Annotated in this window: 24 protein-coding genes; all 24 read left to right on the forward strand. The window is 35.2% G+C overall.

Annotated features, from left to right (window positions below):
* Positions 1 to 8 precede the first annotated feature (8 nt).
* The 24 genes from rplF (at position 9) to ctlX (ending at position 23,562) form a co-directional block, all read left to right on the forward strand.
* Positions 9 to 551 (forward strand): 50S ribosomal protein L6, encoded by a 543-nt coding sequence (rplF, locus tag H2O64_RS14190; RefSeq protein WP_187562863.1) that lies wholly within the window; start codon positions 9 to 11, stop codon positions 549 to 551.
* Between the two features lie 9 nt (positions 552 to 560).
* On the forward strand, positions 561 to 914 hold the full coding sequence (rplR, locus tag H2O64_RS14195; RefSeq protein ID WP_187562864.1) for a 50S ribosomal protein L18: 354 nt from the start codon (positions 561 to 563) through the stop codon (positions 912 to 914).
* 6 nt (positions 915 to 920) lie between these two features.
* Positions 921 to 1,445, forward strand: a complete 525-nt coding sequence (gene rpsE, locus H2O64_RS14200; RefSeq protein ID WP_187562865.1) for a 30S ribosomal protein S5 — start codon at positions 921 to 923, stop codon at positions 1,443 to 1,445.
* 12 nt (positions 1,446 to 1,457) lie between these two features.
* On the forward strand, positions 1,458 to 1,637 hold the full coding sequence (rpmD, locus tag H2O64_RS14205; protein WP_160129202.1) for a 50S ribosomal protein L30: 180 nt from the start codon (positions 1,458 to 1,460) through the stop codon (positions 1,635 to 1,637).
* Positions 1,638 to 1,652: 15 nt separating this feature from the next.
* Complete coding sequence (gene rplO / locus H2O64_RS14210; RefSeq protein WP_187562866.1) at positions 1,653 to 2,105, forward strand: 50S ribosomal protein L15; 453 nt, start codon at positions 1,653 to 1,655, stop codon at positions 2,103 to 2,105.
* A 15-nt stretch (positions 2,106 to 2,120) separates the two neighbouring features.
* Positions 2,121 to 3,461 (forward strand): preprotein translocase subunit SecY, encoded by a 1,341-nt coding sequence (gene secY, locus H2O64_RS14215; RefSeq protein WP_187562867.1) that lies wholly within the window; start codon positions 2,121 to 2,123, stop codon positions 3,459 to 3,461.
* A gap of 2 nt (positions 3,462 to 3,463) precedes the next feature.
* The gene (gene infA / locus H2O64_RS14220) at positions 3,464 to 3,679 is read left to right on the forward strand and encodes a translation initiation factor IF-1 (RefSeq protein ID WP_046756846.1); all 216 of its coding nucleotides are present in this window, start codon (positions 3,464 to 3,466) and stop codon (positions 3,677 to 3,679) included.
* Positions 3,680 to 3,685: 6 nt separating this feature from the next.
* Positions 3,686 to 3,802, forward strand: a complete 117-nt coding sequence (gene ykgO, locus H2O64_RS14225) for a type B 50S ribosomal protein L36 (protein ID WP_008992256.1) — start codon at positions 3,686 to 3,688, stop codon at positions 3,800 to 3,802.
* 2 nt (positions 3,803 to 3,804) lie between these two features.
* Positions 3,805 to 4,179, forward strand: coding sequence for a 30S ribosomal protein S13 (gene rpsM / locus H2O64_RS14230; RefSeq protein ID WP_187562868.1), 375 nt, complete (start codon positions 3,805 to 3,807; stop codon positions 4,177 to 4,179).
* Positions 4,180 to 4,190: 11 nt separating this feature from the next.
* Positions 4,191 to 4,580 carry a 30S ribosomal protein S11 gene (rpsK, locus tag H2O64_RS14235; protein WP_187562869.1) on the forward strand — a complete coding sequence of 130 codons (390 nt, stop codon included), beginning with the start codon at positions 4,191 to 4,193 and terminating at the stop codon, positions 4,578 to 4,580.
* Between the two features lie 84 nt (positions 4,581 to 4,664).
* Positions 4,665 to 5,270, forward strand: a complete 606-nt coding sequence (gene rpsD / locus H2O64_RS14240; RefSeq protein WP_187562870.1) for a 30S ribosomal protein S4 — start codon at positions 4,665 to 4,667, stop codon at positions 5,268 to 5,270.
* Positions 5,271 to 5,294: 24 nt separating this feature from the next.
* On the forward strand, positions 5,295 to 6,287 hold the full coding sequence (locus H2O64_RS14245; RefSeq protein ID WP_046756842.1) for a DNA-directed RNA polymerase subunit alpha: 993 nt from the start codon (positions 5,295 to 5,297) through the stop codon (positions 6,285 to 6,287).
* A gap of 60 nt (positions 6,288 to 6,347) precedes the next feature.
* A complete protein-coding gene (gene rplQ, locus H2O64_RS14250) occupies positions 6,348 to 6,818 on the forward strand; it encodes a 50S ribosomal protein L17 (protein WP_187562871.1) in 471 nt (156 codons plus the stop codon).
* 204 nt (positions 6,819 to 7,022) lie between these two features.
* Positions 7,023 to 7,838 (forward strand): FkbM family methyltransferase, encoded by an 816-nt coding sequence (locus tag H2O64_RS14255; RefSeq protein ID WP_187562872.1) that lies wholly within the window; start codon positions 7,023 to 7,025, stop codon positions 7,836 to 7,838.
* A gap of 40 nt (positions 7,839 to 7,878) precedes the next feature.
* A complete protein-coding gene (gene carA / locus H2O64_RS14260) occupies positions 7,879 to 8,991 on the forward strand; it encodes a glutamine-hydrolyzing carbamoyl-phosphate synthase small subunit (protein ID WP_187562873.1) in 1,113 nt (370 codons plus the stop codon).
* 105 nt (positions 8,992 to 9,096) lie between these two features.
* Positions 9,097 to 9,741, forward strand: coding sequence for a hypothetical protein (locus H2O64_RS14265; RefSeq protein WP_187562874.1), 645 nt, complete (start codon positions 9,097 to 9,099; stop codon positions 9,739 to 9,741).
* A gap of 153 nt (positions 9,742 to 9,894) precedes the next feature.
* The gene (gene eno, locus H2O64_RS14270) at positions 9,895 to 11,184 is read left to right on the forward strand and encodes a phosphopyruvate hydratase (protein WP_187562875.1); all 1,290 of its coding nucleotides are present in this window, start codon (positions 9,895 to 9,897) and stop codon (positions 11,182 to 11,184) included.
* A 188-nt stretch (positions 11,185 to 11,372) separates the two neighbouring features.
* Positions 11,373 to 12,416 (forward strand): hypothetical protein, encoded by a 1,044-nt coding sequence (locus H2O64_RS14275; protein ID WP_187562876.1) that lies wholly within the window; start codon positions 11,373 to 11,375, stop codon positions 12,414 to 12,416.
* 12 nt (positions 12,417 to 12,428) lie between these two features.
* Positions 12,429 to 12,950 (forward strand): DUF350 domain-containing protein, encoded by a 522-nt coding sequence (locus H2O64_RS14280; RefSeq protein WP_187562877.1) that lies wholly within the window; start codon positions 12,429 to 12,431, stop codon positions 12,948 to 12,950.
* Positions 12,951 to 13,271: 321 nt separating this feature from the next.
* Positions 13,272 to 18,938, forward strand: coding sequence for a hypothetical protein (locus H2O64_RS14285; RefSeq protein WP_187562878.1), 5,667 nt, complete (start codon positions 13,272 to 13,274; stop codon positions 18,936 to 18,938).
* Between the two features lie 244 nt (positions 18,939 to 19,182).
* Positions 19,183 to 20,472 carry a citrate synthase gene (locus H2O64_RS14290; RefSeq protein ID WP_187562879.1) on the forward strand — a complete coding sequence of 430 codons (1,290 nt, stop codon included), beginning with the start codon at positions 19,183 to 19,185 and terminating at the stop codon, positions 20,470 to 20,472.
* Between the two features lie 71 nt (positions 20,473 to 20,543).
* A complete protein-coding gene (locus tag H2O64_RS14295) occupies positions 20,544 to 21,458 on the forward strand; it encodes a dimethylarginine dimethylaminohydrolase family protein (RefSeq protein WP_187562880.1) in 915 nt (304 codons plus the stop codon).
* 211 nt (positions 21,459 to 21,669) lie between these two features.
* A complete protein-coding gene (locus H2O64_RS14300) occupies positions 21,670 to 22,482 on the forward strand; it encodes a transporter (RefSeq protein ID WP_187562881.1) in 813 nt (270 codons plus the stop codon).
* Between the two features lie 144 nt (positions 22,483 to 22,626).
* Positions 22,627 to 23,562: a citrulline utilization hydrolase CtlX gene (gene ctlX, locus H2O64_RS14305; RefSeq protein WP_187562882.1), complete on the forward strand. Its 936-nt coding sequence runs from the start codon at positions 22,627 to 22,629 to the stop codon at positions 23,560 to 23,562.
* Positions 23,563 to 23,633 lie beyond the last annotated feature (71 nt).

Genomic DNA, 23,633 nt, shown 5'->3' on the forward strand with positions numbered 1-23,633 from the left:
TAACGGAAATGTCAAGAATAGGTAAAAACCCAGTAAGTATTCCAGCAGGAGTTACTGTAGATATAAAAGAAGGTCAAGTAACCGTAAAAGGTAAGCTAGGAGAGTTGACACAACAAGTTGATGGTATTACTGTCAAACAAGAAGAAGGTCAATTAGTACTAGAGCGTCCATCTGAAAGCAAAGATCATAGAGCAAAACACGGTCTATATAGAGCATTACTTAACAACATGGTTGAAGGTGTCTCTAAAGGGTTTACAAAAGAATTAGAACTAGTTGGAGTAGGTTACAGAGCAAGTAATCAAGGACAAAGACTAGAATTAGCTTTAGGATTTTCTCACAATATTGTACTCAACCTAGCTCCAGAAGTAAAAGTTGAAACAGTATCTGAAAAAGGAAAAAACCCAATTATAAAATTAACTTCTTACGACAAGCAATTGGTTGGACAAGTAGCGGCTAAAATCCGTGCGTTCCGTAGACCAGAACCTTACAAAGGAAAAGGAGTTAAGTTCGTTGGAGAAGTATTAAGAAGAAAAGCAGGTAAATCAGCTTAATAATTAATTATGGGATTATCAAAGACTGAAAGAAGACAGAGAATCAAAAACAGAATTAGAAAAATCGTTGGCGGTACAGAAGCTAGACCAAGATTATCTGTTTTTAGAAGTAATAAAGAAATTTATGCTCAGATCATTAATGATGTAGATGGTAAAACAATTGCCGCAGCATCATCAAGAGATAAAGACATCAAATCAGATGGGTCAAAAACAGAAGTTGCTGCCTTAGTAGGGAAGTCAATTGCTGAAAAAGCCTTAAAAGCTGGAATTGAAACAATCTCGTTTGATCGAGGTGGATATTTATACCACGGAAGAGTAAAATCATTAGCAGAAGGTGCTAGAGAAGGAGGACTTAAATTCTAAGAAACTATGTATCAGAAATACAAAAACGCAGAATTAGTAAAGCCAAGTGGATTAGAATTAAAAGATCGTTTGGTAGGAGTACAACGTGTAACTAAAGTAACTAAAGGTGGTAGAGCTTTTGGTTTCTCAGCGATCGTAGTAGTTGGAGATGAAAACGGTGTTGTAGGACACGGTTTAGGTAAATCAAAAGACGTTGCTACAGCAATTGCAAAAGCGATTGAAGATGCTAAGAAAAATTTAGTGCGTATACCTTTGCAAAAAGGTACTGTACCACACGAACAAAAAGGTAAATTCGGTGGAGCAAGAGTATATATTCAACCAGCATCTTCCGGTACGGGAGTTATTGCAGGTGGAGCTGTACGTGCAGTATTAGAAGCTGTCGGAGTTCACAACGTATTATCTAAGTCTCAAGGATCATCTAACCCGCACAACGTAGTAAAAACAACATTTGATGCTTTATTACAATTAAGAGATGCTGGTGTTGTTGCAAAACAAAGAGGAATTTCTTTAGAAAAAGTATTTAAAGGATAAATCAAGGATAAAATGGCAAAAATCAAAGTAAAACAGGTAAGAAGCAAAATTAGTCGTCCTCAGAATCAAAAGAGAACGCTAGAAGCGCTTGGTCTTAAAAAGATCGGTCAGGTTGTAGAACACGAAGCTACACCAAACATCCTTGGAATGGTAAATAAAGTTAAACATTTAGTTTCTGTCGAAGAAGCTTAAAAATAACAACTAGTTATGGATTTAAGTAACTTAAAACCAGCTGAAGGTTCAGTTCAAAGTAATAACAAACGAGTAGGTAGAGGACAAGGTTCTGGAAAAGGTGGTACTTCAACAAGAGGTCACAACGGAGCTAAATCTCGATCGGGTTATTCTAGAAAAATTGGATTTGAAGGTGGTCAAATGCCTCTACAAAGGCGTGTTCCTAAGTTTGGTTTCACAAACATCAATCGTAAAGAATATCAAGGTGTAAATCTTGATAGATTACAGGAATTAGTCGAAGAAGGTAAAATCACAGATACTGTTGATTTACAAGTATTAGTAGCTAATAGAGTAGCTAGAAAAACTGATTTAGTAAAAATCCTTGGAAGAGGTGAGCTAAAATCAAAATTAAAAGTTACAGCACACAAATTCACAGCTTCGGCTAAAGCAGCCATTGAAGCAGCAGGAGGAGAAGCAGTAACTTTATAATTTTTACATAGAAGCATGAAAAATTTTATTGACACAATAAAAAATATTTGGAGTATAGAGGAGCTAAAAAATAAGGTTCTAATAACATTAGGACTTTTATTAGTGTACCGTTTTGGTGCTCAAGTGAGTCTTCCAGGTATGGACTATACAAAACTTGGTGATGCATTTGCTGGTAATTTTGAAAATGGACTTGGTGGTCTATTAAACATGTTTACTGGAGGAGCTTTCGCTAAGGCTTCTGTATTTGCATTAGGAATTATGCCATATATATCTGCTTCTATTGTAGTTCAGTTGATGGGAATCGCAATTCCTTACCTGCAAAAACTTCAAAAAGAAGGAGAAAGTGGTCGTAAAAAAATCACTCAAATTACTAGATGGCTTACAATCGTTATATGTTTGGTGCAAGCACCTTTCTACTTATGGGGATTAGGACAACTAGGAGTTCCGCCTGAAGCATTTACAGTAGGGAAAGGTTTAGATTTCATTATTCCTTCTGTAATTATTTTAGTCACAGGAACAATTTTTGCAATGTGGTTAGGAGAGAAAATTACAGACAAAGGTATTGGTAATGGTATTTCATTACTAATCATGGTTGGAATTATCGCATACATGCCACAAGCATTTTTTCAAGAATTTGTTTCTAACTCAGGAAAACCAATGTTAATTCTGATAGAAATTGTAATATGGTTGGCCATTATTTTGGCAAGTATCATGTTGGTAATGGCAGTTCGTCAAATACCAGTACAATACGCTAGAAGAACAGCAACAGGTGGATATGAAAAAAATGTTTTTGGGGCAAGACAATTTATTCCATTAAAATTAAATGCATCTGGTGTAATGCCTATTATCTTTGCGCAAGCATTAATGTTTGTACCATCGGCAGTAGCAAAAGGACTTGGAACTAACTCATCTGTTGGACAATGGATGACCGCTAATTTCCAAGATGTATTTGGATTATGGTACAATGTGTTATTTGCATTCCTAATCATCATCTTTACCTATTTCTACACAGCTATTACAGTGCCTACTAACAAGATGGCAGATGACTTAAAAAGAAGTGGAGGATTTATTCCAGGAATTCGCCCTGGCGGAGAAACTGGAGAATACTTAGATAAGATAATGTCACAAATTACGTTGCCTGGATCAATCTTTTTAGCATTGATCGCAGTATTCCCTGCAGTTGTTGGGAATATCATGGGAATTCAGCAAGGTTGGGCATTATTCTTCGGAGGAACATCGTTGCTAATTATGGTAGGAGTTGCCATAGATACCATGCAACAAATAAACTCATACTTGTTGAACAGACATTATGATGGTTTAATGAAAACTGGTAAAAACCGTAAAGTAGTTGCATAATTATGGCTAAACAAGCTGCAATAGAACAAGATGGAACAATCATAGAAGCATTATCAAATGCTATGTTCCGTGTAGAATTAGAAAATGAACATATTGTAACGGCTCACATTTCAGGAAAAATGCGTATGCATTATATCAAATTATTACCTGGTGATAAAGTGAAGTTAGAAATGAGTCCGTACGATTTAACAAAAGCAAGAATTACTTATAGATACTAATAAATCATGAAAGTAAGAGCATCAGTAAAAAAGAGAAGTCCCGAGTGCAAAATTGTGCGTCGTAAGGGTAGATTATACGTAATCAATAAAAAGAATCCTAGATTTAAACAAAGACAAGGATAGTTATGGCAAGAATCGCAGGAGTAGACATTCCAAAGCATAAGAGAGGAGTTATCGCATTAACATACATCTTTGGAGTCGGTAGAAGTAGAGCTAAAGAAGTTTTAGCTACAGCAAAAGTTAGTGAAGATACTAAAGTTTCAGATTGGACTGATGATGAAATCGGGAGAATTCGTGAAGCAGTTGGTACTTTTAAAATTGAAGGTGAATTACGTACTGAAGTTCAATTAAACATCAAACGTTTAATGGATATCGGATGTTACAGAGGAATTCGTCACAGATCTGGACTTCCATTAAGAGGTCAGAGAACTAAGAACAACTCTAGAACAAGAAAAGGTAGAAGAAAAACTGTTGCTAACAAGAAAAAAGCAACTAAATAATATTTTGTAGTATGGCAAAGTCTAGCAAGAGTACAAAAAAACGTAAAGTAGTAGTTGAGTCAGTTGGAGCAGCACACGTAACAGCGTCCTTCAATAACATCATCATATCACTTACAAACAAAAAAGGAGATGTCATTTCTTGGTCGTCTGCTGGTAAGATGGGCTTTAGAGGTTCTAAAAAGAACACTCCTTATGCTGCACAAACTGCAGCTGAAGAGGCTTCTAAAGTAGCACACGAAGCAGGATTACGTAAAGTAAAAGTTTACGTTAAAGGTCCAGGAAACGGTAGAGAATCTGCTATCAGAACAATCCACAATGCAGGAATTGAAGTAACTGAAATTATCGACGTTACTCCATTACCACACAACGGATGTAGGCCTCCAAAGAGAAGAAGAGTATAATCAAATTAATTTTCATTGAGAGATTAACGATTATCGAAGGACAGCCTTAATTCATAATCACTCTCATAAATATAACTATTAGAAATGGCAAGATATACAGGACCAAAAACTAAAATTGCCCGTAAATTCGGAGAAGCAATTTTCGGAGAAGATAAATCTTTTGAAAAAAGAAACTATCCTCCAGGTCAACATGGAAACAATAGACGTAGAGGAAAAAAATCTGAATACGCTATCCAGTTGATGGAAAAACAAAAAGCAAAATACACCTATGGAATTCTTGAACGTCAGTTCAGAAACTTGTTTGAAAAATCAAACAGTAGCAAAGGAATTACAGGTGAAGTATTATTACAATTATGTGAATCTCGTTTAGATAACGTAGTTTACAGAATGGGAATAGCACCAACAAGAAGCGGAGCAAGACAATTAGTGTCTCACCGTCATATTACAGTAAACGGAGAAAAAGTAAATATTCCTTCTTACAGCCTTAAAGCAGGTGATGTAGTTGGAGTAAGAGAAAAATCTAAATCTCTTGATGTAATTGAAAGATCTCTAGCGAATGCTAGCCACGTATATGAGTGGATCACATGGAATGGAGAACAAATGGAAGGTACGTATGTAGCTATTCCAGAAAGACTTCAGATCCCTGAAAACATTAAAGAGCAATTAATCGTAGAATTATATTCTAAATAATAATAATCAGAAAGTATTCTTAATATGGCATTATTAAACTTCCAAAAGCCCGACAAAGTTATCATGATTGACTCATCTGAGTTCGATGGCAAATTTGAATTTCGTCCTTTAGAACCTGGTTATGGGCTAACAATCGGGAACGCATTAAGAAGAGTACTTCTATCATCATTGGAAGGTTTTGCGATTACTTCTGTTCGAATGGACAAAGTAGATCACGAATTTTCAACGATTTCTGGTGTTGTAGAAGATGTAACAGAGATTATTTTAAACTTGAAACAAGTGCGTTTCAAAAGACAAATAGACGATATCGATAACGAATCTGTATCTATTTCTGTTTCAGGTAAAGAACAATTAACTGCCGGTGATTTCCAAAAATTCATCTCTGGTTTCCAAGTGTTAAATCCAGACTTAGTTATCTGTAACATGGATGCTAGTGTGAACTTAAACATGGAAATTACGATTGAAAAAGGTAGAGGATATGTTCCAGCTGAAGAAAACAAAAAATCAAATGCTCCATTAGGAACAATTTTTACAGATTCTATTTATACACCTGTAAAAAATGTAAAATATAGCATAGAAAACTATCGTGTTGAACAAAAAACTGATTATGAAAAATTAGTTTTCGAAATCATCACTGACGGATCTATTCATCCTAAAGAAGCGTTGACTGAAGCTGCTAAAACATTAATTCACCACTTCATGTTATTCTCTGATGAGCGTATCACATTAGAAGCTGATGAAATTGCACAAACAGAAACGTATGATGAAGAATCATTACACATGCGTCAACTACTAAAAACAAAATTAGTAGACATGGACCTTTCTGTAAGAGCATTAAACTGTTTAAAAGCTGCAGAAGTAGATACACTAGGAGACTTAGTATCTTACAACAAAAATGATTTAATGAAATTCAGAAACTTCGGTAAAAAATCATTAACTGAACTAGAAGAACTAGTAAACGTTAAAGGTTTAAGTTTCGGAATGGACTTATCAAAATACAAATTAGATAAAGATTAATTCCTTTATAATTTGCTCCTTAAACAAGTTGAAGCAAGATAGAGGTAAAAAACAAATGTCATGAGACACGGAAAAAAAGTAAATCACTTAGGTAGAAAAACAGCGCACAGAAAAGCAATGTTAGCTAATATGGCTTGTTCATTAATTGAGCACAAACGTATTAACACAACTGTTGCAAAAGCGAAAGCGTTAAAGCTGTTTGTTGAGCCATTAGTAACAAAATCTAAAAGCGATACAACACACAATCGTCGTTTAGTATTTAGTAAACTAAGAGACAAATATGCTGTAACTGAATTATTCAGAGATGTAGCTGTAAAAGTTGCTGACAGACCAGGTGGATACACAAGAATCATAAAGCTAGGAAATCGTCTTGGTGATAATGCTCAAATGGCATTAATCGAATTAGTAGATTACAACGAAACGTACACTACTGAGAAGAAAGCGAAGACTACGAGACGTAGCAGAAGAGGTGGCGGAAGCAAAACTGCACCAGTAGTAGAAACTCCACAAGCTTCAACAGAAGAAGAATAGATGAAAATCAATTCATTACATATAAGGGATAAACTTTTTTTAAGTTTATCCCTTTTTTTATAGTAGAGAAACTCAATTCTAAGAAGTCTAAAAGGCAAACTTATAATTGTAAGTTGATCTAATTCCACTGATAAGCGGAATCTCAAAAAAACAATACTTGAGAATTAGATTGATTTTTAAATTCAAAAACAAATCACTGTAAAAATGATTAAACTTGTAAAATCATTGGTTCCTAAAAGCCTAAAGAAGTTTATAAAAAGAGAAATTCTTCAAACTTCTTACGTTAACAAACCTACGTATAACGCTTCTTTAATAAAAGATGAATTTACATTAGATTGTACAATTGCTTACAACAAATATGGTGGATACTGTACGCCTTTTTCTGCACAGCAAGAATCGGTTGTGCAAGAAATACTCAAAGGAAACGTATACGAACCAGAAACCATTCAATACATTATAGACAATTGCGGCACGGGTGATGTTGTACAAGCTGGCGCATATTTTGGAGACTTTCTCCCTGGAATAGCAAAACATATCTCAAACAAAGCACAAGTATGGACATTTGAACCAAGTTCAGAATACTATCGGTGTGCTGAAATTACCATGCGAATTAACAATCTAAACAATGTGAATCTCTTTCAAGTTGGTTTGGGAGAAGAAAAAGCGGATGTTCAATTACAAATTGAAACAGAAGATGGAAAACGTTTAGGTGGCGCAAGTAGAATAATTAATTCAAAAAAAGGTAAATTTGTACCCATTACAATTGAAACCTTAGATAGCATGATTCCTGAAGACAGAAACATCTCCGTAGTACAACTAGACTTGGAAGGATTTGAAATTCCAGCGCTCAAAGGAGCTATCAATAGTATCAAAAGATGCAAACCAATACTTATTCTCGAAATACTATCACACAATGACATCTTAGCAAATGATTGGTTCAAAGAAAACATCCTATCATTAGGCTATGAAATAACAGGAAAAGTACATAACAATACCATAGTAAAAATAAAACACAACTAATCAATTCATAAACACAACACAACTAAATTGTATATCTGATATGAAATACCAAACTCGACAAAAGGCATTATTACTTCTTGAAGATGGAACTATCTTTTACGGAAAAGCAATCGGACAACCTGGAACAGCTTATGGTGAAGTATGTTTCAATACCGGAATGACAGGATATCAAGAAATCTTTACGGATCCGTCGTATTATGGACAATTAATGGTGACCGCAAATGTTCACATTGGAAACTATGGAACCACGACGAATGAAATGGAATCTGACGGTGTTAAAATTGCAGGTTTAATCTGTAAAAACTTTAGTTACGATTACTCTAGAGCTGCCGCTGATAGTTCACTAAAAGAATTTTTAGACAACAACAATTTATTTGCAATATCTGATGTTGATACGCGCGCATTAGTTGGCTACATTAGAGACAATGGAGCAATGAACGCGGTAATTTCTACGGAAGTTGATAACATTGACGACCTAAAAGCGAAACTAGCTGAAGTACCTAGCATGGCAGGACTAGAATTAGCGTCTAAAGTATCTACAAAAGAAGCATACATTTTTGGAGACGAAAACGCGACACACAAAATAGCAGCCTTAGACATCGGATGCAAAAAGAACATTCTAAGAAACCTTGCAAAACGTGATGCATGCATCAAAGTATTCCCGTACAACGCTACATTTGAAGAAATGAGCGCTTGGAACCCTGATGGATACTTCATATCCAACGGACCTGGAGATCCAGAACCACTAAGTGACGCAATCACATTTGCAAAAGAAGTGATCAAGCGCGACTTGCCATTATTTGGAATCTGTTTAGGACATCAAGTAATAGCATTGGCAAATGGAATCTCAACTTACAAAATGCACAACGGACATCGTGGAATCAATCATCCTGTAAAGAACATGTTGACAGGAAAAGGTGAAATCACATCGCAAAATCACGGTTTTGCCATCAATAGAGAAGAAACGGAAGCAAATGCAGATGTAGAAATCACACACATACACTTAAACGATGATACAGTTGCTGGAATTCGTGTAAAAGACAAAAACTGTTTCTCGGTACAATACCATCCTGAAGCTAGTCCTGGACCACACGATGGAGAATATCTATTTGATCAATTCATCGCGAATATTCAAAAAGTACAAACTGTTTAATAAAGCTATCTGAAAAGTATAATTTTCGTCATTCTGAATTTAATTCAGAATGACGTTTTTTAAGACTTTTTAGACAATCTAATAACATAAAACAAAAACAAAAAAATGTACAGAATCATCATGCTACTTGTCGTGTTCGTATTTGTAATTTCTTGTAAAGAGGAAGCAAAATCTTCAACGACAACAAAAACAACTTCAACAAAAACAACTCCAACAGAAACAACGAAGGAGAATGAGTGGTCAGTTACGGCTGTAAAAAAAGCAGAAATGAGTTCTAACAAAGAACAACTATTGTCAACCACAATTGCATATTTCAAAAATTGCAAAGAAAATTCAACAAACAGAAATGACTGTAGAAACAGCATCACAAAAATGATTGCTGAATTTTATAAAATCTCCGATTTCAAAAATGACAAAGGAGAATATGTAGTGTATGATAGCATTCAATCCATAGTAAAAAAGTCTGATAACTGGACAAAACTAGGCAACGCAAGCAATCAAGAATCATTAGTAAAAGCACAAGCAGCCGCAAATAATGGAAACGCAACAATTGCTATTGATATTTCTGAATCGTATGGGCAAGTTGCCATGATCATTCCGGGAGACTTGACAAATTCTGGTTCATGGAAATTACAAGTTCCAAACACAGCAGCACTCGTAAATTACGACGCTAAAAAGTCATTTACGAACAAACCATTATCGTACGCGTTCAAATCAACAGAAAATATTGTGCTATTCAGTAAAAAGTAGTTAAACAATAATCAGTAGAAAACGTTTTCGCTTTTTGTAAAAAGAGACAAAAATAGCACATCGCTAACATATCCGTAAAAGCAACGGCAAGCCTTATAAAACTGGGTATAGTTTTGTAAATTAGCCAGTAAAGAAATAAAAGAAACAAAGAAAATGAGCAGAATCATAAACATTCACGCAAGACAAATATTAGATTCAAGAGGTAACCCAACCGTTGAAGTAGATGTAGTAACAGAAAATGGAGTATTGGGAAGAGCTGCTGTACCTTCAGGAGCATCAACAGGAGAACATGAAGCTGTTGAATTAAGAGATGGCGGAAGCGCTTACATGGGAAAAGGAGTTAGTAAAGCGATCAATAATGTAAATACAACCATCGCGGAAGCATTAATGGGAGTTTCTGTATTTGAGCAAAATCAAATCGACAAAATGATGATCGATTTAGATGGAACGCCAAACAAAGGAAACCTCGGAGCAAACGCAATATTAGGAGTTTCATTAGCTGCTGCAAAAGCTGCTGCAAACGAACTTGGAATGCCGTTATACAGATATGTAGGTGGTGTTTCTGCAAACACACTTCCTGTACCAATGATGAATATCATCAATGGAGGTTCGCACTCTGATGCGCCAATTGCGTTTCAAGAATTCATGGTCATGCCAGTAAAAGCGAAAAACTTTACGCATGCCATGCAAATGGGAACTGAAATCTTTCATCACTTAAAAAAAGTATTACACGACAGAGGTTTAAGTACGGCTGTAGGTGACGAAGGTGGATTTGCACCAACATTAGACGGAACAGAAGATGCGTTAGATACCATTTCTTTAGCAGTTGCAAATGCAGGGTACAAACTAGGTGACGAAATTATGATCGCGTTAGATTGTGCTGCGGCAGAATTCTATGTAGATGGGAAATATAACTATGCAAAATTTGAAGGAGAAACTGGAAAAATCAGATCTTCAAAAGAGCAAGCAGATTACTTAGCTGAATTAGCAGCAAACTATCCAATCATCTCTATTGAAGACGGAATGGATGAAAACGATTGGGAAGGTTGGAAATACCTAACTGAAATCGTTGGAGACAAAGTACAATTAGTTGGAGATGATTTATTTGTAACAAATGTTGATCGTTTATCAAGAGGAATTGAAAACAATACAGCAAACTCTATCTTAATCAAAGTAAACCAAATTGGAACCTTGACAGAAACAATTGCTGCGGTAAACATGGCGCACAATGCAGGTTACACTTCGGTAATGTCACACAGATCTGGAGAAACGGAAGACAATACCATTGCAGATTTAGCGGTTGCATTAAACACAGGACAAATCAAAACAGGTTCAGCTTCTCGTTCAGACAGAATGGCAAAATACAATCAATTATTACGTATTGAAGAAGAATTAGGCGAAGTTGCGTATTATCCACAAGACAAAGCTTTCAAAATAAAATAAACTACGAATCACACACTACTATGCTAAAAGCGAGTTTCTGTAAAGGAACTCGCTTTTTTATATTCAAACTTCCCTAAACGTCGCTTCAAGCGTGTTATATCAAACATAATCGTGATGTTTTTAACATTCAAAAAAAATCAGCAATTCTTCGTATTTTTAAAATTCAAAAAAGATAGTATCTTTAAACCATGACAAATCAAAAAAAACCACATGGTTGTATTGTTAGCTTTCAACGACTCTTTTCGGGTTGTTTGGCACTTATAGCCACAGGTTTCTTATTGATTATCTTATTCTTCTTAGCAACTGAAGTCAAAATAGAAGGTGCATCACTACTCGTTTTCGCGGTGAGTGGTTTCTTTGTGTTGCGATATCTTTGGAAAAAAGTTGGGCGAAAATCACTCTCTAACAAAGCTGTGTTCAAAAGTGTATTCTTTGATTTTCTGCGAACAGTTGCGGTATTTGTTTTATTCTCCATTATCATGACAATTCTAATAAAAAATGCAGGATATGACATTGATGATACGGATGTTCCTAAAGAAGAAACAACCAAAACAGAAATCATCACAACGACAGAAGGCAACGACGTTATTAAATACATCATCAACAAACAATATTGGAAAGATTTTGAAGGCGATTGGTATCGAATGGACTTTAAAATTGCTGAAAATAGCGTCAAAAAGTCTAAAACCAATCGAGAAGGGTATAGATATACAAGAGACTTTACTTGGGGGAAATTTTACAAACACATGGCAGATCATGATAAGCCATTACTAAATCACTTATATACGTCGTTCAGTAAAATTCAGAAAGACAAAAAAATGAGTAGAAAAAAGTTTGCCGAATTCATCATTACGAGTATTCAAAACATTCAATACAACTATATCAAATCAACGCCGTGTACAGGAACTGAAGATTATCCATGTGTTGGAAATGTGCGACTTGGAATCTTTGCGCCCGCAGAATTTGGTACAAACCTCAAAGGCGATTGTGATTCGCGTACGGTATTACTATTCGTAATCTTGGCAAAATTTAATTTTGATGTTGCCATCTTAAACAGCAATCAATACAAGCATTCCGTATTAGGAATCAATGTGCCCGCACGAGGAAAATACAAAACATACAACCGTAAAAAATATTATTTCGTAGAAACTACTGCAAAAGGATGTCCTATTGGGTATTTACCAAAAGATGTTTCAACCATAAGTTATTGGGATTTTGTATTAGTCAACTAAAAAAGCAACCACATGAACACAGAATTATTCTATCTCGCATTAAGTCAAATGGTATTATCAATCGTACTTGCCATTATTATATTTTTTATCTCGTATAAAGTACTGATCAGAATCTTCAAGCTAAAAGAAGAAAACCTAAACGACTCTAACTTAGCATTAAGTATATTCTTTTCAGGAATTATTTTTAGCACAGGTTATTTACTAAGCGGAATCATTCCATCGATTATTAGCGCAATAGAAATGCTGAAAATTCACGCAAGGGAAAATCTATTTGTTGAAGTCTTAAAATATTCGTCGCTATCACTATTCATAGGATTCTTGTTGGCAGGATTAATTCACTTCAGTTCGTTCATGTTGGCTAAATCACTAACGAAGCATGTAGATGAAGTCGGTGAATTAAAAAAGAATAATTTAGCTGTCGCGATATTACTCTCAACAATTCTCATCTCAATTACAATCATTTCAAGAGACAGTCTCGTATTCCTGATTGAGCTTTTCTTACCACAACCAACGGTTTTAGAATATAATTCTTAAAATCAATATGCGTTAGCAATCATACATCATAAAAAATAAAAAAGTGCCATTTCTGTAGTATGTGAAGTGGCACTTTTTTATGAATCAATCGTGATTTATAAATAACGACTAGTGTTATTGAAAAAGATTCAGAAACTTACAATTAGTTTAAGTATTTTCGCGTAGAAAGTAAAACTCCCAGCCTCAATATTACATTCATATAATAAGCTGTTTATAAAACAATAACTTAACAAAATTAAGAAGTACTGCCGATACTAATCAGCATTATTTTGCATCGTTTGTTGCGATATTTTTTGCATGAAAACGAATTAAACCATCACTATGAGAAGAAAATTACTATTCGCATTCTTAATTATTACAAACATCATTTGGGCAAATACAGATCTAGCAGCACCGGCAAATGATAATTTTGCAAACGCTATTCCGTTAACTTGTGGAAACAATTACACATCAAGCACCGTAGAAGCCACTTTAGATGAAAACAATGCTCCAGATGCTACCACCCCACAAGCGGTTGATTTGGATGCGCCAAACATTTGGTATTCATATACAGGTTCAGGAACTCCAGAAACCATTACGTTAGATTTATGTGCTTCCGGATATGATACTTCGTATTTAGTATATACGGGAACATCTGGCAACCTTACCTTGGTTGCGGCAAATGATTTCAATGATACTGAATGTGGTCCAGGATATCGTTCGTATGGTACCTTTGAATCGGATGGAAATACTACATACTATATTACGATTACTGGATACAACTCATCAGATGTTGGAGATGTCGACTTAACGGTTTCCTGTTTCCCATCGGATATAATACTGATTCCAGATGCTAATTTTGAACAAGCGCTGATTGATTTAAGTTTAGATACAGGAATTGTAAATGGATATATTTCTTCGACAGGAATAGATCAAATCAATGATTTGAATATTAGCAATAGTAATATTTCAGACTTATCAGGTATTGAAAACTTTACAGGATTGCAATTTTTGAATGTCAGCAATAACAATCTTACAAGTTTACCGCTTACCGCAATTACAAATATAACGTCGCTTAATTGCAGTTTTAACGCTATAACACTTATAAATTTGCGGAATCAAACGAATTTAACCTCTTTACAATGCAACAATAATGACGGATTGAGTGTGCTATTTGCAAATAATGGTAACAATACTAATATCACACTTTTTGATGCTCGCAATACTGCAAATTTAGCATGTATTGAGGTTGATAATGCAGCGTACAGTGCAGCCAATTGGACAAACAGAGACGCCAATGTTCAGTTTTCAGAAATGTGCAACCAAACAACTTATACGTATGTGCCAGATGATAACTTTGAACAAGCGTTGATTGATTTAGGATATGATACTTCACTGGATGATTATGTGCTAACAGCAAATATCAATACAGTTGGATCTTTAACTATTTCAAGTAGAAATATTACAGACCTAACAGGAATTGAAGGATTTACGGCTTTAACATTTTTAAGTTGTAGTAATAACATGTTGACAACTATAGATATTACTAATAATTCAATGTTAGGATATTTTTATTGTAAAAATAACCAACTTACAACTATAGATGTTAGTCAAAATCCTGTATTAGAAACCTTTTGGTGTTATGAAAACTCATTAACTAGTATAGATGTAACTCAAAACTCTATTTTAAGATCATTTCTATGTTTTGATAATGAACTTACAAGTATAGACGTGACTCAGAATTTAAGTTTAAGATCAATCGCTTTTGGTGAAAATCCAATAGAACACCTAGATTTATCAAACAATTCTCAATTAACTTCAATAAACGCTTCAGGTGGTTCATTATCAAGTTTAGACTTAAGAAATGGAAATAACGTAAATATTAATTTCAACTTAGCAGGTTTCGATGTTACCAATAATCCAAATCTAAGCTGTGTAGATGTTGACGATGCTGCATACAGTACTGCAAATTGGACAAGTATTGACCCAGGACTGACGTTTAGTGAAAATTGTACAGCACCAATTCCACCGAATGATGAGTGTGCTGATACCGTCAATATTCCAATAAGTGATGCTTCTTGTAACAATATAGTCGCAGGAACACTAGCAGGCGCAACAGACTCTGGCCTATTCCAATGTTTTGGAGGTACAGACTTTTCAGATGTTTGGTTTAGTTTCGTTGCCACAGAAACAACACACGAGGTAAAGATATTAAATACTACGGGAGCGAATTCGAGAGTATTTCATACGGTCATTGATGCACAAACGTATAACTGTACAAATATTACAGATGCCGTTTATTGTACGGATGCTCTAGAACGACAAGCAACAGGATTAACGATAGGAAACACATATTACATTCAAGTATTTACGGATCTAGCTAACTCCACAGAAACATTTGATATTTGTATAACTTCAAGTGTAATTCCAGGATTAACTTTTGTGCCAGATAATAACTTTGAGCAAGCACTCATTGATTTAAGTTTAGATGATGTATTGGATGATTATGTAGTAACAAGTAATATTGATGCTGTTAATGACTTAAACATTCGAAATCTTGGTATTTTTGACCTTACAGGAATTGAAGACTTTGCAGCGTTGGAAATCTTAAACTGCGGATTAAATTTCTTAGGAGAATTAGACCTAAGTAACAATACAAGCCTAAACTATCTAATTGCTGACAATAGCGCGTTAGTTGGGCTAAATGTTCAAAACGGAAACAATACCAACGTTACAACGTTCATCACGCTTGGTAATGTTGACTTATTCTGTATTGAAGTGGATGATGCCGCGTATAGTACTGCCAATTGGACAACCGTTGAAACAGGAACAAGCTTTAGCACGGATTGTGGTTTTCTGGCGAATGATAATTGTGTAGATGCAATCAACATTCCTATGAGCGATGCACTGTGTCTCAATGCAGTTACAGGAACTTTAGCTCAGTCAACAGATTCAAACGAATTTAAATGCTTTGGAAACACCGCTTCTTTCTCAGATGTTTGGTATAGTTTCGTTGCCACAGAAACAACACACAATATCACATTCTTTAATTTAACAGGGCCGCCAAACACTGTATTTCACGCAGTCATTGATGCCGAAACATACAATTGCGGAAACATTATGGCTGCGATTGCCTGTTCAGATTCATCAAATAGCCAACTAACTGGACTTACAGTCGGAAACACCTATTACATACAAGTATTTTCAAGCTTAGCAAATGTGAGCGCAACCTTTGATCTTTGTGTATCTACAAATACAATTCCAGGACAAACTTATGTGCCAGATGATAACTTTGAACAAGCACTTATTGATTTAGGATACGATACAACGCTAGACAATTACGTAACTACGGCAAATATTAACACCGTAACATCTTTAAACGTAGTAGGCAAAAATATTGCAAGCCTAACAGGACTTCAAAGCTTCACAGCATTACAGTCGCTCGATTTTTCAATCAACAATGTTACTACAGTAGACCTTACTCAAAACGCTCAATTGAGAGTCTTATTACTTACCGGAAATTCACTAGCAACTATCAATGTTTCTCAAAATCCACTCTTAAGAGGGTTAACTGTTGAAGAAAATTTACTTACAACTATCGATGTCACTCAAAATCCACTTCTAGAATCACTAAACATTTCAAAAAATTTATTTACGTCTATCGATGTTACTCAAAACGCTGGATTAACTAATCTAGATGTAGGAGAAAATTCACTAAGCCAAATAAATGTCACTCAAAATCCTGTTTTGGCCTTTTTAACACTAGATAAAAACAATTTTTCTGCTGTAGACGTTACAAACAATCCACTACTTTCCAGTTTATCTGTTGAAGAAAATTCATTGACAACAATTGATATCACCCAAAATCCAGTATTGTTAAGGGCATATTTTGGATACAACCAATTAACAACGATAGATGTTTCTCAAAACCTAGCATTAGAAACGCTAAGTGTTACTGCAAATAGCCAAATTTCAACAATAGATGTATCCGTAAACGCAGCTTTAAAAAATTTAAGAATAAACAGTACGCAGATATCAGAAGTAAATGTTTCAAATAATCTAAACTTGGAAGGTTTGTCCATATCAAATTGTCCCATAACTGGAGTTGATCTTACTGCAAATGTAGCACTACAAAGTTTAGGTGTCGTAGGAAGCCAAATAAGGACGATTGATGTATCTCAAAATCCAGCATTTGTAAGCTTATTTTGCAGTAATACAAGTACACTTACCAGTGTAAATATTCAAAATGGAAACAATACAAACGTTACAACCTTCTTTGCTTTAAACACACCAAATCTTACCTGTGTTCAGGTAGATGACGTAGCATATAGTTCAGCCAATTGGAGTAATATAGATGCAGGTACTAACTTTAGTACGGATTGTGGTTTCCTTGAAAATGATAATTGTGTAGATGCAATCAACATTCCTATGAGCGATGCACTGTGTCTCAATGCAGTTACAGGAACTTTAGCTCAATCAACAGATTCAAACGAATTTAAATGTTATGGAAACACCGCTTCTTTCTCAGATGTTTGGTATAGCTTCGTTGCCACAGAAACAACACACAATATCACGTTCTTCAATTTAACAGGGCCACCAAATACTGTATTTCATGCAGTCATTGATGCCGAAACATACAATTGCGGAAACATTACGGCAGCGATTGCCTGTTCAGATTCATCAAATAGCCAACTAACAGGACTTACAGTTGGAAACACGTATTACATACAAGTATTTTCAAGCTTAGCAAATGTGAGTGCAACCTTTGATCTTTGTGTATCTTCATTGGCAATTCCAGGACTAACCTATGTGCCAGACAATAACTTTGAGCAAGCATTGATTGATTTAAGTTTAGACGATGTATTAGATGATTATGTAGTAACAAGCAATATTAATACAGTAAACGACTTAAACATTCGCAATCTTGGTATTTTTGACCTAACAGGAATTGAAGACTTTGCAGCATTGGAGATCTTAAACTGCGGATTAAATTTCTTAGGAGAATTAGACTTAAGCAACAATACAAACCTAAACTATCTAATTGCTGATAACAGTGCTTTAGTTGGTTTAAATGTGAAAAACGGAAACAATACGAACGTTACAACGTTTATCACGCTTGGTAATGTAGACTTATTCTGTATTCAAGTAGATGACGCCGCATACAGTACAGCCAATTGGACAATTATTGAACCACTAACTACTTTCAGTGAATATTGTGGCGATCCAATTCAAGTAGCTGCAAAAATATACTTGCAAGGTGCCATGCTACAACATACTGATGGTTTCATGCGTACAGACTTAAAAGACAATAGCTACATATCAACAACAAGTCCATACACAGATGGCATTGCTATTCTTGCATCTGATCCAGTATTCACAGCAACAGGACAAAATAAAATTGTCGATTGGGTTTGGATAGAACTGCGAGATGCTACAGATCCTACAATGATCATTGATGGAAAATCTGCACTATTACAACGCGATGGAGACATTGTGGAAGCGCTAGTTGACGATGCCACAACTCCTGTACGTTTCAGCAAAGCACCAGGCGATTATTATGTGGTTATAAAACATCGCAATCACTTAGGAATCATGTCAAGCAATGCACTTTCGCTATCTGATGTTGCCACTACTGTAGATTTTACAAACAGTAACAACCAAATTACCTATGGTGCAAATGCGCAAACCACCTTTGGAATGCCAACCAATACTGTAGGAATGTGGAGTGGAAATGTGAATGGAGATACTGTTGTGCAATACGCAGGAACTACACCTGATACACCAGCAATTCTATCAACAATACTAAATGATGCTGGAAACTTCTTAAACTTCCCAACGTATGTATTAAATGGATATAATACAAATGATATAAACATGGACGGCACAGCGCAATATACGGGTACAACTCCTGATACACCATTCATACTCCAAAACATATTAGCACATCCCGGAAACTTCTTAAACTTTAGTACATATCAAATTATTGAGCAATTGCCTGAAAACGAATAGACAAAAATAAAAGTGTAAAATTGTATCAAACAAAAGGACAGCTCTTAAAAAGAATCATAAAAGAATAAAAATCAAAACATAAATACATTTTCAAAGCGATTATTAAATTCATAATAATCGCTTTTCTTTTACTATAAATTTTAGCAATATCTTAATTGTTAAATCCTTTGTTAAGTCTTTTCATAAATCGCCACTTATTTCGTAATTTAGCAACCAAAGAAAAAAATAAAAATTCAAGAGATATATGTCAGAGAATACAGCTACGTTAGAAATCAATGGTGAAAAATATGAATTTCCTGTAATCAAAGGAACTGAAGATGAATTAGCTATTGATATTAAGAGTTTAAGAGGTGCAACTGGTGGAGTCATTACAATTGATCCAGGATATAAAAATACAGGTTCTTGTGAAAGTGCAATCACTTTCTTAGATGGAGAAAAAGGAATACTTCGTTACAGAGGATATTCCATTGAAGACTTAGCTGAAAAGGCTGATTTCCTAGAAGTTGCGTATTTACTAATTTTTGGCGAATTACCATCTTCTGAACAACTAGCAAAATTCCACAAAGACATCAAAGCGCAATCTATTGTAGATGATGATATCAAAAAAATAATAGACGCGTTTCCAAAATCTGCACATCCAATGGGCGTGTTAGCGTCTTTAACAAACGCACTAACAGCATTCAACCCATCATCAGTAAATGTTGATTCGGAAGAAGAAATGTATCATGCAATCGTAAAAATACTTGGAAAATTCCCAGTATTAGTTGCATGGACAATGCGTAAAAAACAAGGATTACCGTTAGACTATGGCGATTCATCATTAGGATACGTAGAAAACGTATTAAAAATGATGTTCAAAAAACCACATGAAGATTACACACTAAATCCAATAGTTGTAAATGCATTAGACAAATTACTAATCTTACACGGTGATCACGAACAAAACTGTTCAACATCTACGGTTCGTATTGTAGGTTCATCACACGCTGGATTATTTGCTTCACTTGCCGCAGGAATCTCGGCACTTTGGGGACCATTACACGGAGGTGCAAACCAAGCAGTATTAGAAATGTTAGAAGGAATTCGTCAAGATGGTGGAGACACTAAAAAATACATGGCGAAAGCAAAAGATAAAAGTGATCCTTTCCGTTTAATGGGATTCGGACACAGAGTCTACAAAAACTTTGATCCAAGAGCAACCATTATCAAAACAGCAGCCGATGAGGTATTAGCTGACTTAGGAGTGGAAGATCCAATCCTTGACATCGCAAAAGGATTAGAAAAAGAAGCACTAGAAGATCCGTACTTTGTAGATAGAAAACTATATCCAAACGTAGATTTCTACTCAGGAATCATTTACAGAGCAATGGGAATTCCAACAGAAATGTTTACGGTAATGTTTGCATTAGGACGTTTACCAGGATGGATTTCACAATGGAGAGAAATGCGTTTACGCAAAGAACCAATTGGTCGTCCACGTCAAGTTTACACCGGAGAAAACCACAGAGAATTCAAAAATATCTCTGATAGATAACACATAAAACAACACTGAAAAGCTTCATGGACTCAAGTCTATGAAGCTTTTTTACTATATACCCGAATTATATGTTAGAATTATACGTAAACGATGAAACCTCTCAACTGCGGGCAGTTGTACTAGGAACAGCAGAAAGTTGCGGACCTACTCCGAAAGCTGAAGACTGTTACGATCCAAAATCAAAACAACATGTTTTGGCAGGAACGTATCCATTAGAAAAAGATATGGTTCCCGAAATGGAAGCTGTTGCTGCCATCTTTGAAAAACACAATGTCAAAGTTTTCCGCCCGAAAATCATCAAAGATTACAATCAAATATTCGCTAGAGATATCGCTTTTGTCATTGAAGATAAATTTATCAAATCAAACATATTACCAGATCGCGATCGTGAAATAGAAGCAATTCAGCATGTCATTGATCAAATCAATCCTGAAAACATTATAACCTTACCAGAAGAGGTTCATGTAGAAGGTGGCGATGTAATGCCTTGGGGCGATTATATTTTTGTGGGAACCTATTCAGGAGAAGACTATCCGGAGTACATTACCGCACGTACCAATATCGATGCAGTCATTGCATTGCAAGAATTATTTCCGCACAAAACTGTAAAATCATTCGAATTACGAAAATCAAATACAGAAGCAAAAGAAAATGCATTGCATTTAGATTGCTGTTTTCAACCCATTGGAAATGACAAAGCCATTCTACACAAAAACGGTTTCTTAGTGGACGATGAATACGAATGGTTGGTAAACTTCTTTGGAAAAGAAAACATTTTTGAAATTACAAAAGACGAAATGTACAACATGAATAGCAACATATTTTCTATCTCACCAGAAGTTGTCATTTCCGAACAAAACTTCACACGCTTAAACACGTGGCTTGAAGAAAAAGGATTCACCGTAGAAAAAGTGCCATACTCAGAAATAGCCAAACAAGAAGGATTACTACGTTGTAGTACCATGCCATTAATTAGAGGTTAATTTAACTTGAGTTCGATCTAAAATTCAATAGCGATTTTTCTTCTTTTCCGCAGTATAGCAGGAATTTTTCGTTAAGAATTTTTGAAGCCTTTATAGAAGGATACTTTCTTTTTGTCACATTGAGCGCAGTCGAAATGCTAAACAAGCAAATAAAACAGCGGCAGTAAGTAAGTTTCTTAAAACGCTATAGACTAAAAACCAAAACGAAGTTATGTGGAAACATGTTCTAAAAATAAGTTGTTTCATTGGTATCTTCAGTAATTCGTTTTATGGAATTGCACAAGGTCCCATTAGTGGGTTTTACAATAAAAAAGGAGAAGCAACCGTAGTTGCTGGTTTAGGATTTGAAGATTCTAAAAACTACTACATCGGAACTGAAAAAAGCGATTTAAGCAGAAGCCTCTACAGCTTTACGCTATTTGGAATCTATGGAATAAACGATAAACTAAACATACAAGCTTCATTGCCTTACTTATCAAGTAACAAACAAAACGGGTTTCAAGATGCACAATTTTTTCTAAAATATAAAGCTTTAAAAAAAGAATGGAAAACTGATAAATTGGAGCTTTCATTTGCTGCAGGATTTTCCTTTAATATCACTGATTATAATTTGGGAGGTTTAAACGATTTAGGACAGCAAGCTAAAGTTTTAGATACACGCGCATTACTTCATTATCAAAAACAATCCGGTTGGTTTGTAAATGTACAAAGTGGATTTTCTTTTAAATTTGAAAATGTACCGAATAGCTTTCCCATGACGCTTAAATTTGGAAAAGCAAGCGCGAAAAACTATGTTGACTTTTGGTACGACTTTCAATATGCTTTTGGCGGGATAGACTATCTGGAAACACCAACACCACAAGACTTTCAACGTTTTGGTACAAGCTATCATAAAATTGGCGGAACCTATCATTTTTCACTTTCCAAAAAATCAGGAATATACATAGCATCATCGTACGTGATTTCAGGTAGAAATGTATTTCAAGGATTTGCATATTATATTGGTTGGACCTATAAAATATAAAAAGCAACTCTAAATCAGCACTTTATTTATAGGCTTCGTAAAATTTTTAAGTTTTATTGAAAAAAACGAAATTAAACAGGCATTATTTTAGTTTTTATGTAATTTTACCTCATCATAAAGCAATAACAAAAAGGTAGGTATACTATGCAACAAATTACCAATACTATACTCATGATTCGTCCTGTAGCATTTCGCATGAACGAACAAACGGCGGTAAATAACTATTACCAACAAGAATTAGATGGCTCGTTGCCAAATACGGTACAAGTCAAAGCGCTACAAGAATTTGATGCGTATGTCGAAAAGCTAAGAGGAATTGGCATACACGTAATCGTAATTGAAGATACGAAAGAGCCAGACACACCAGATTCAATCTTTCCAAACAACTGGATTTCTTTTCATGAAAACGGAAACGTGGGATTATATCCAATGTTTGCAGAAAATCGCCGTCTCGAACGGAGAGAAGATATATTATTGGAATTAGAAAAACAAGGATACGTTATTGAAAACATTGTTGATTATACATCTGCCGAAGAAGAAGAAATTTTCTTAGAAGGTACTGGAAGTATGGCACTCGACAGAGTCAACAGAAAAGCGTATTGCGCGTTATCACCACGAGCTGACGAAGAATTATTCATAGAATTTTGTGAAGATTTTGAATTCACACCAGTAATCTTTACAGCCAATCAAACGGTAAACGGAGAACGCAAAGCCATCTATCATACGAATGTAATGATGTGTTTGGCGGAAAAATTTGCAGTTATCTGTTTAGAATGTATTGATGATAAAAAAGAACGTGAAAACGTAAAAAAACATCTCAAAGGAGATGGAAAAGAAATCATTGCCATCACAGAAGCACAAGTAAGAAACTTTGCAGGAAACATGTTGCAAGTAAAAGGAGCAAATGATGAAAACTTTTTAATCATGAGTGCTGCTGCACATAAATCATTAACAAAAGGTCAAATACAAGCGATTGAAAAGCATTGTAAAATACTATCAAGTTCATTAGAAACTATTGAAACTTGCGGCGGCGGAAGCGCACGTTGCATGATGGCTGAGGTTTTCTTACCGAAGCAATAAATTTTCGTGTGCTTGCTGAGCGGAGTCGAAGTAAGGCAGGAATCTCATTCATAAGGAATTGCATAACGTCA

The sequence above is a fragment of the Kordia aestuariivivens genome, from assembly GCF_014397005.1.
Classification (GTDB): domain Bacteria; phylum Bacteroidota; class Bacteroidia; order Flavobacteriales; family Flavobacteriaceae; genus Kordia; species Kordia aestuariivivens.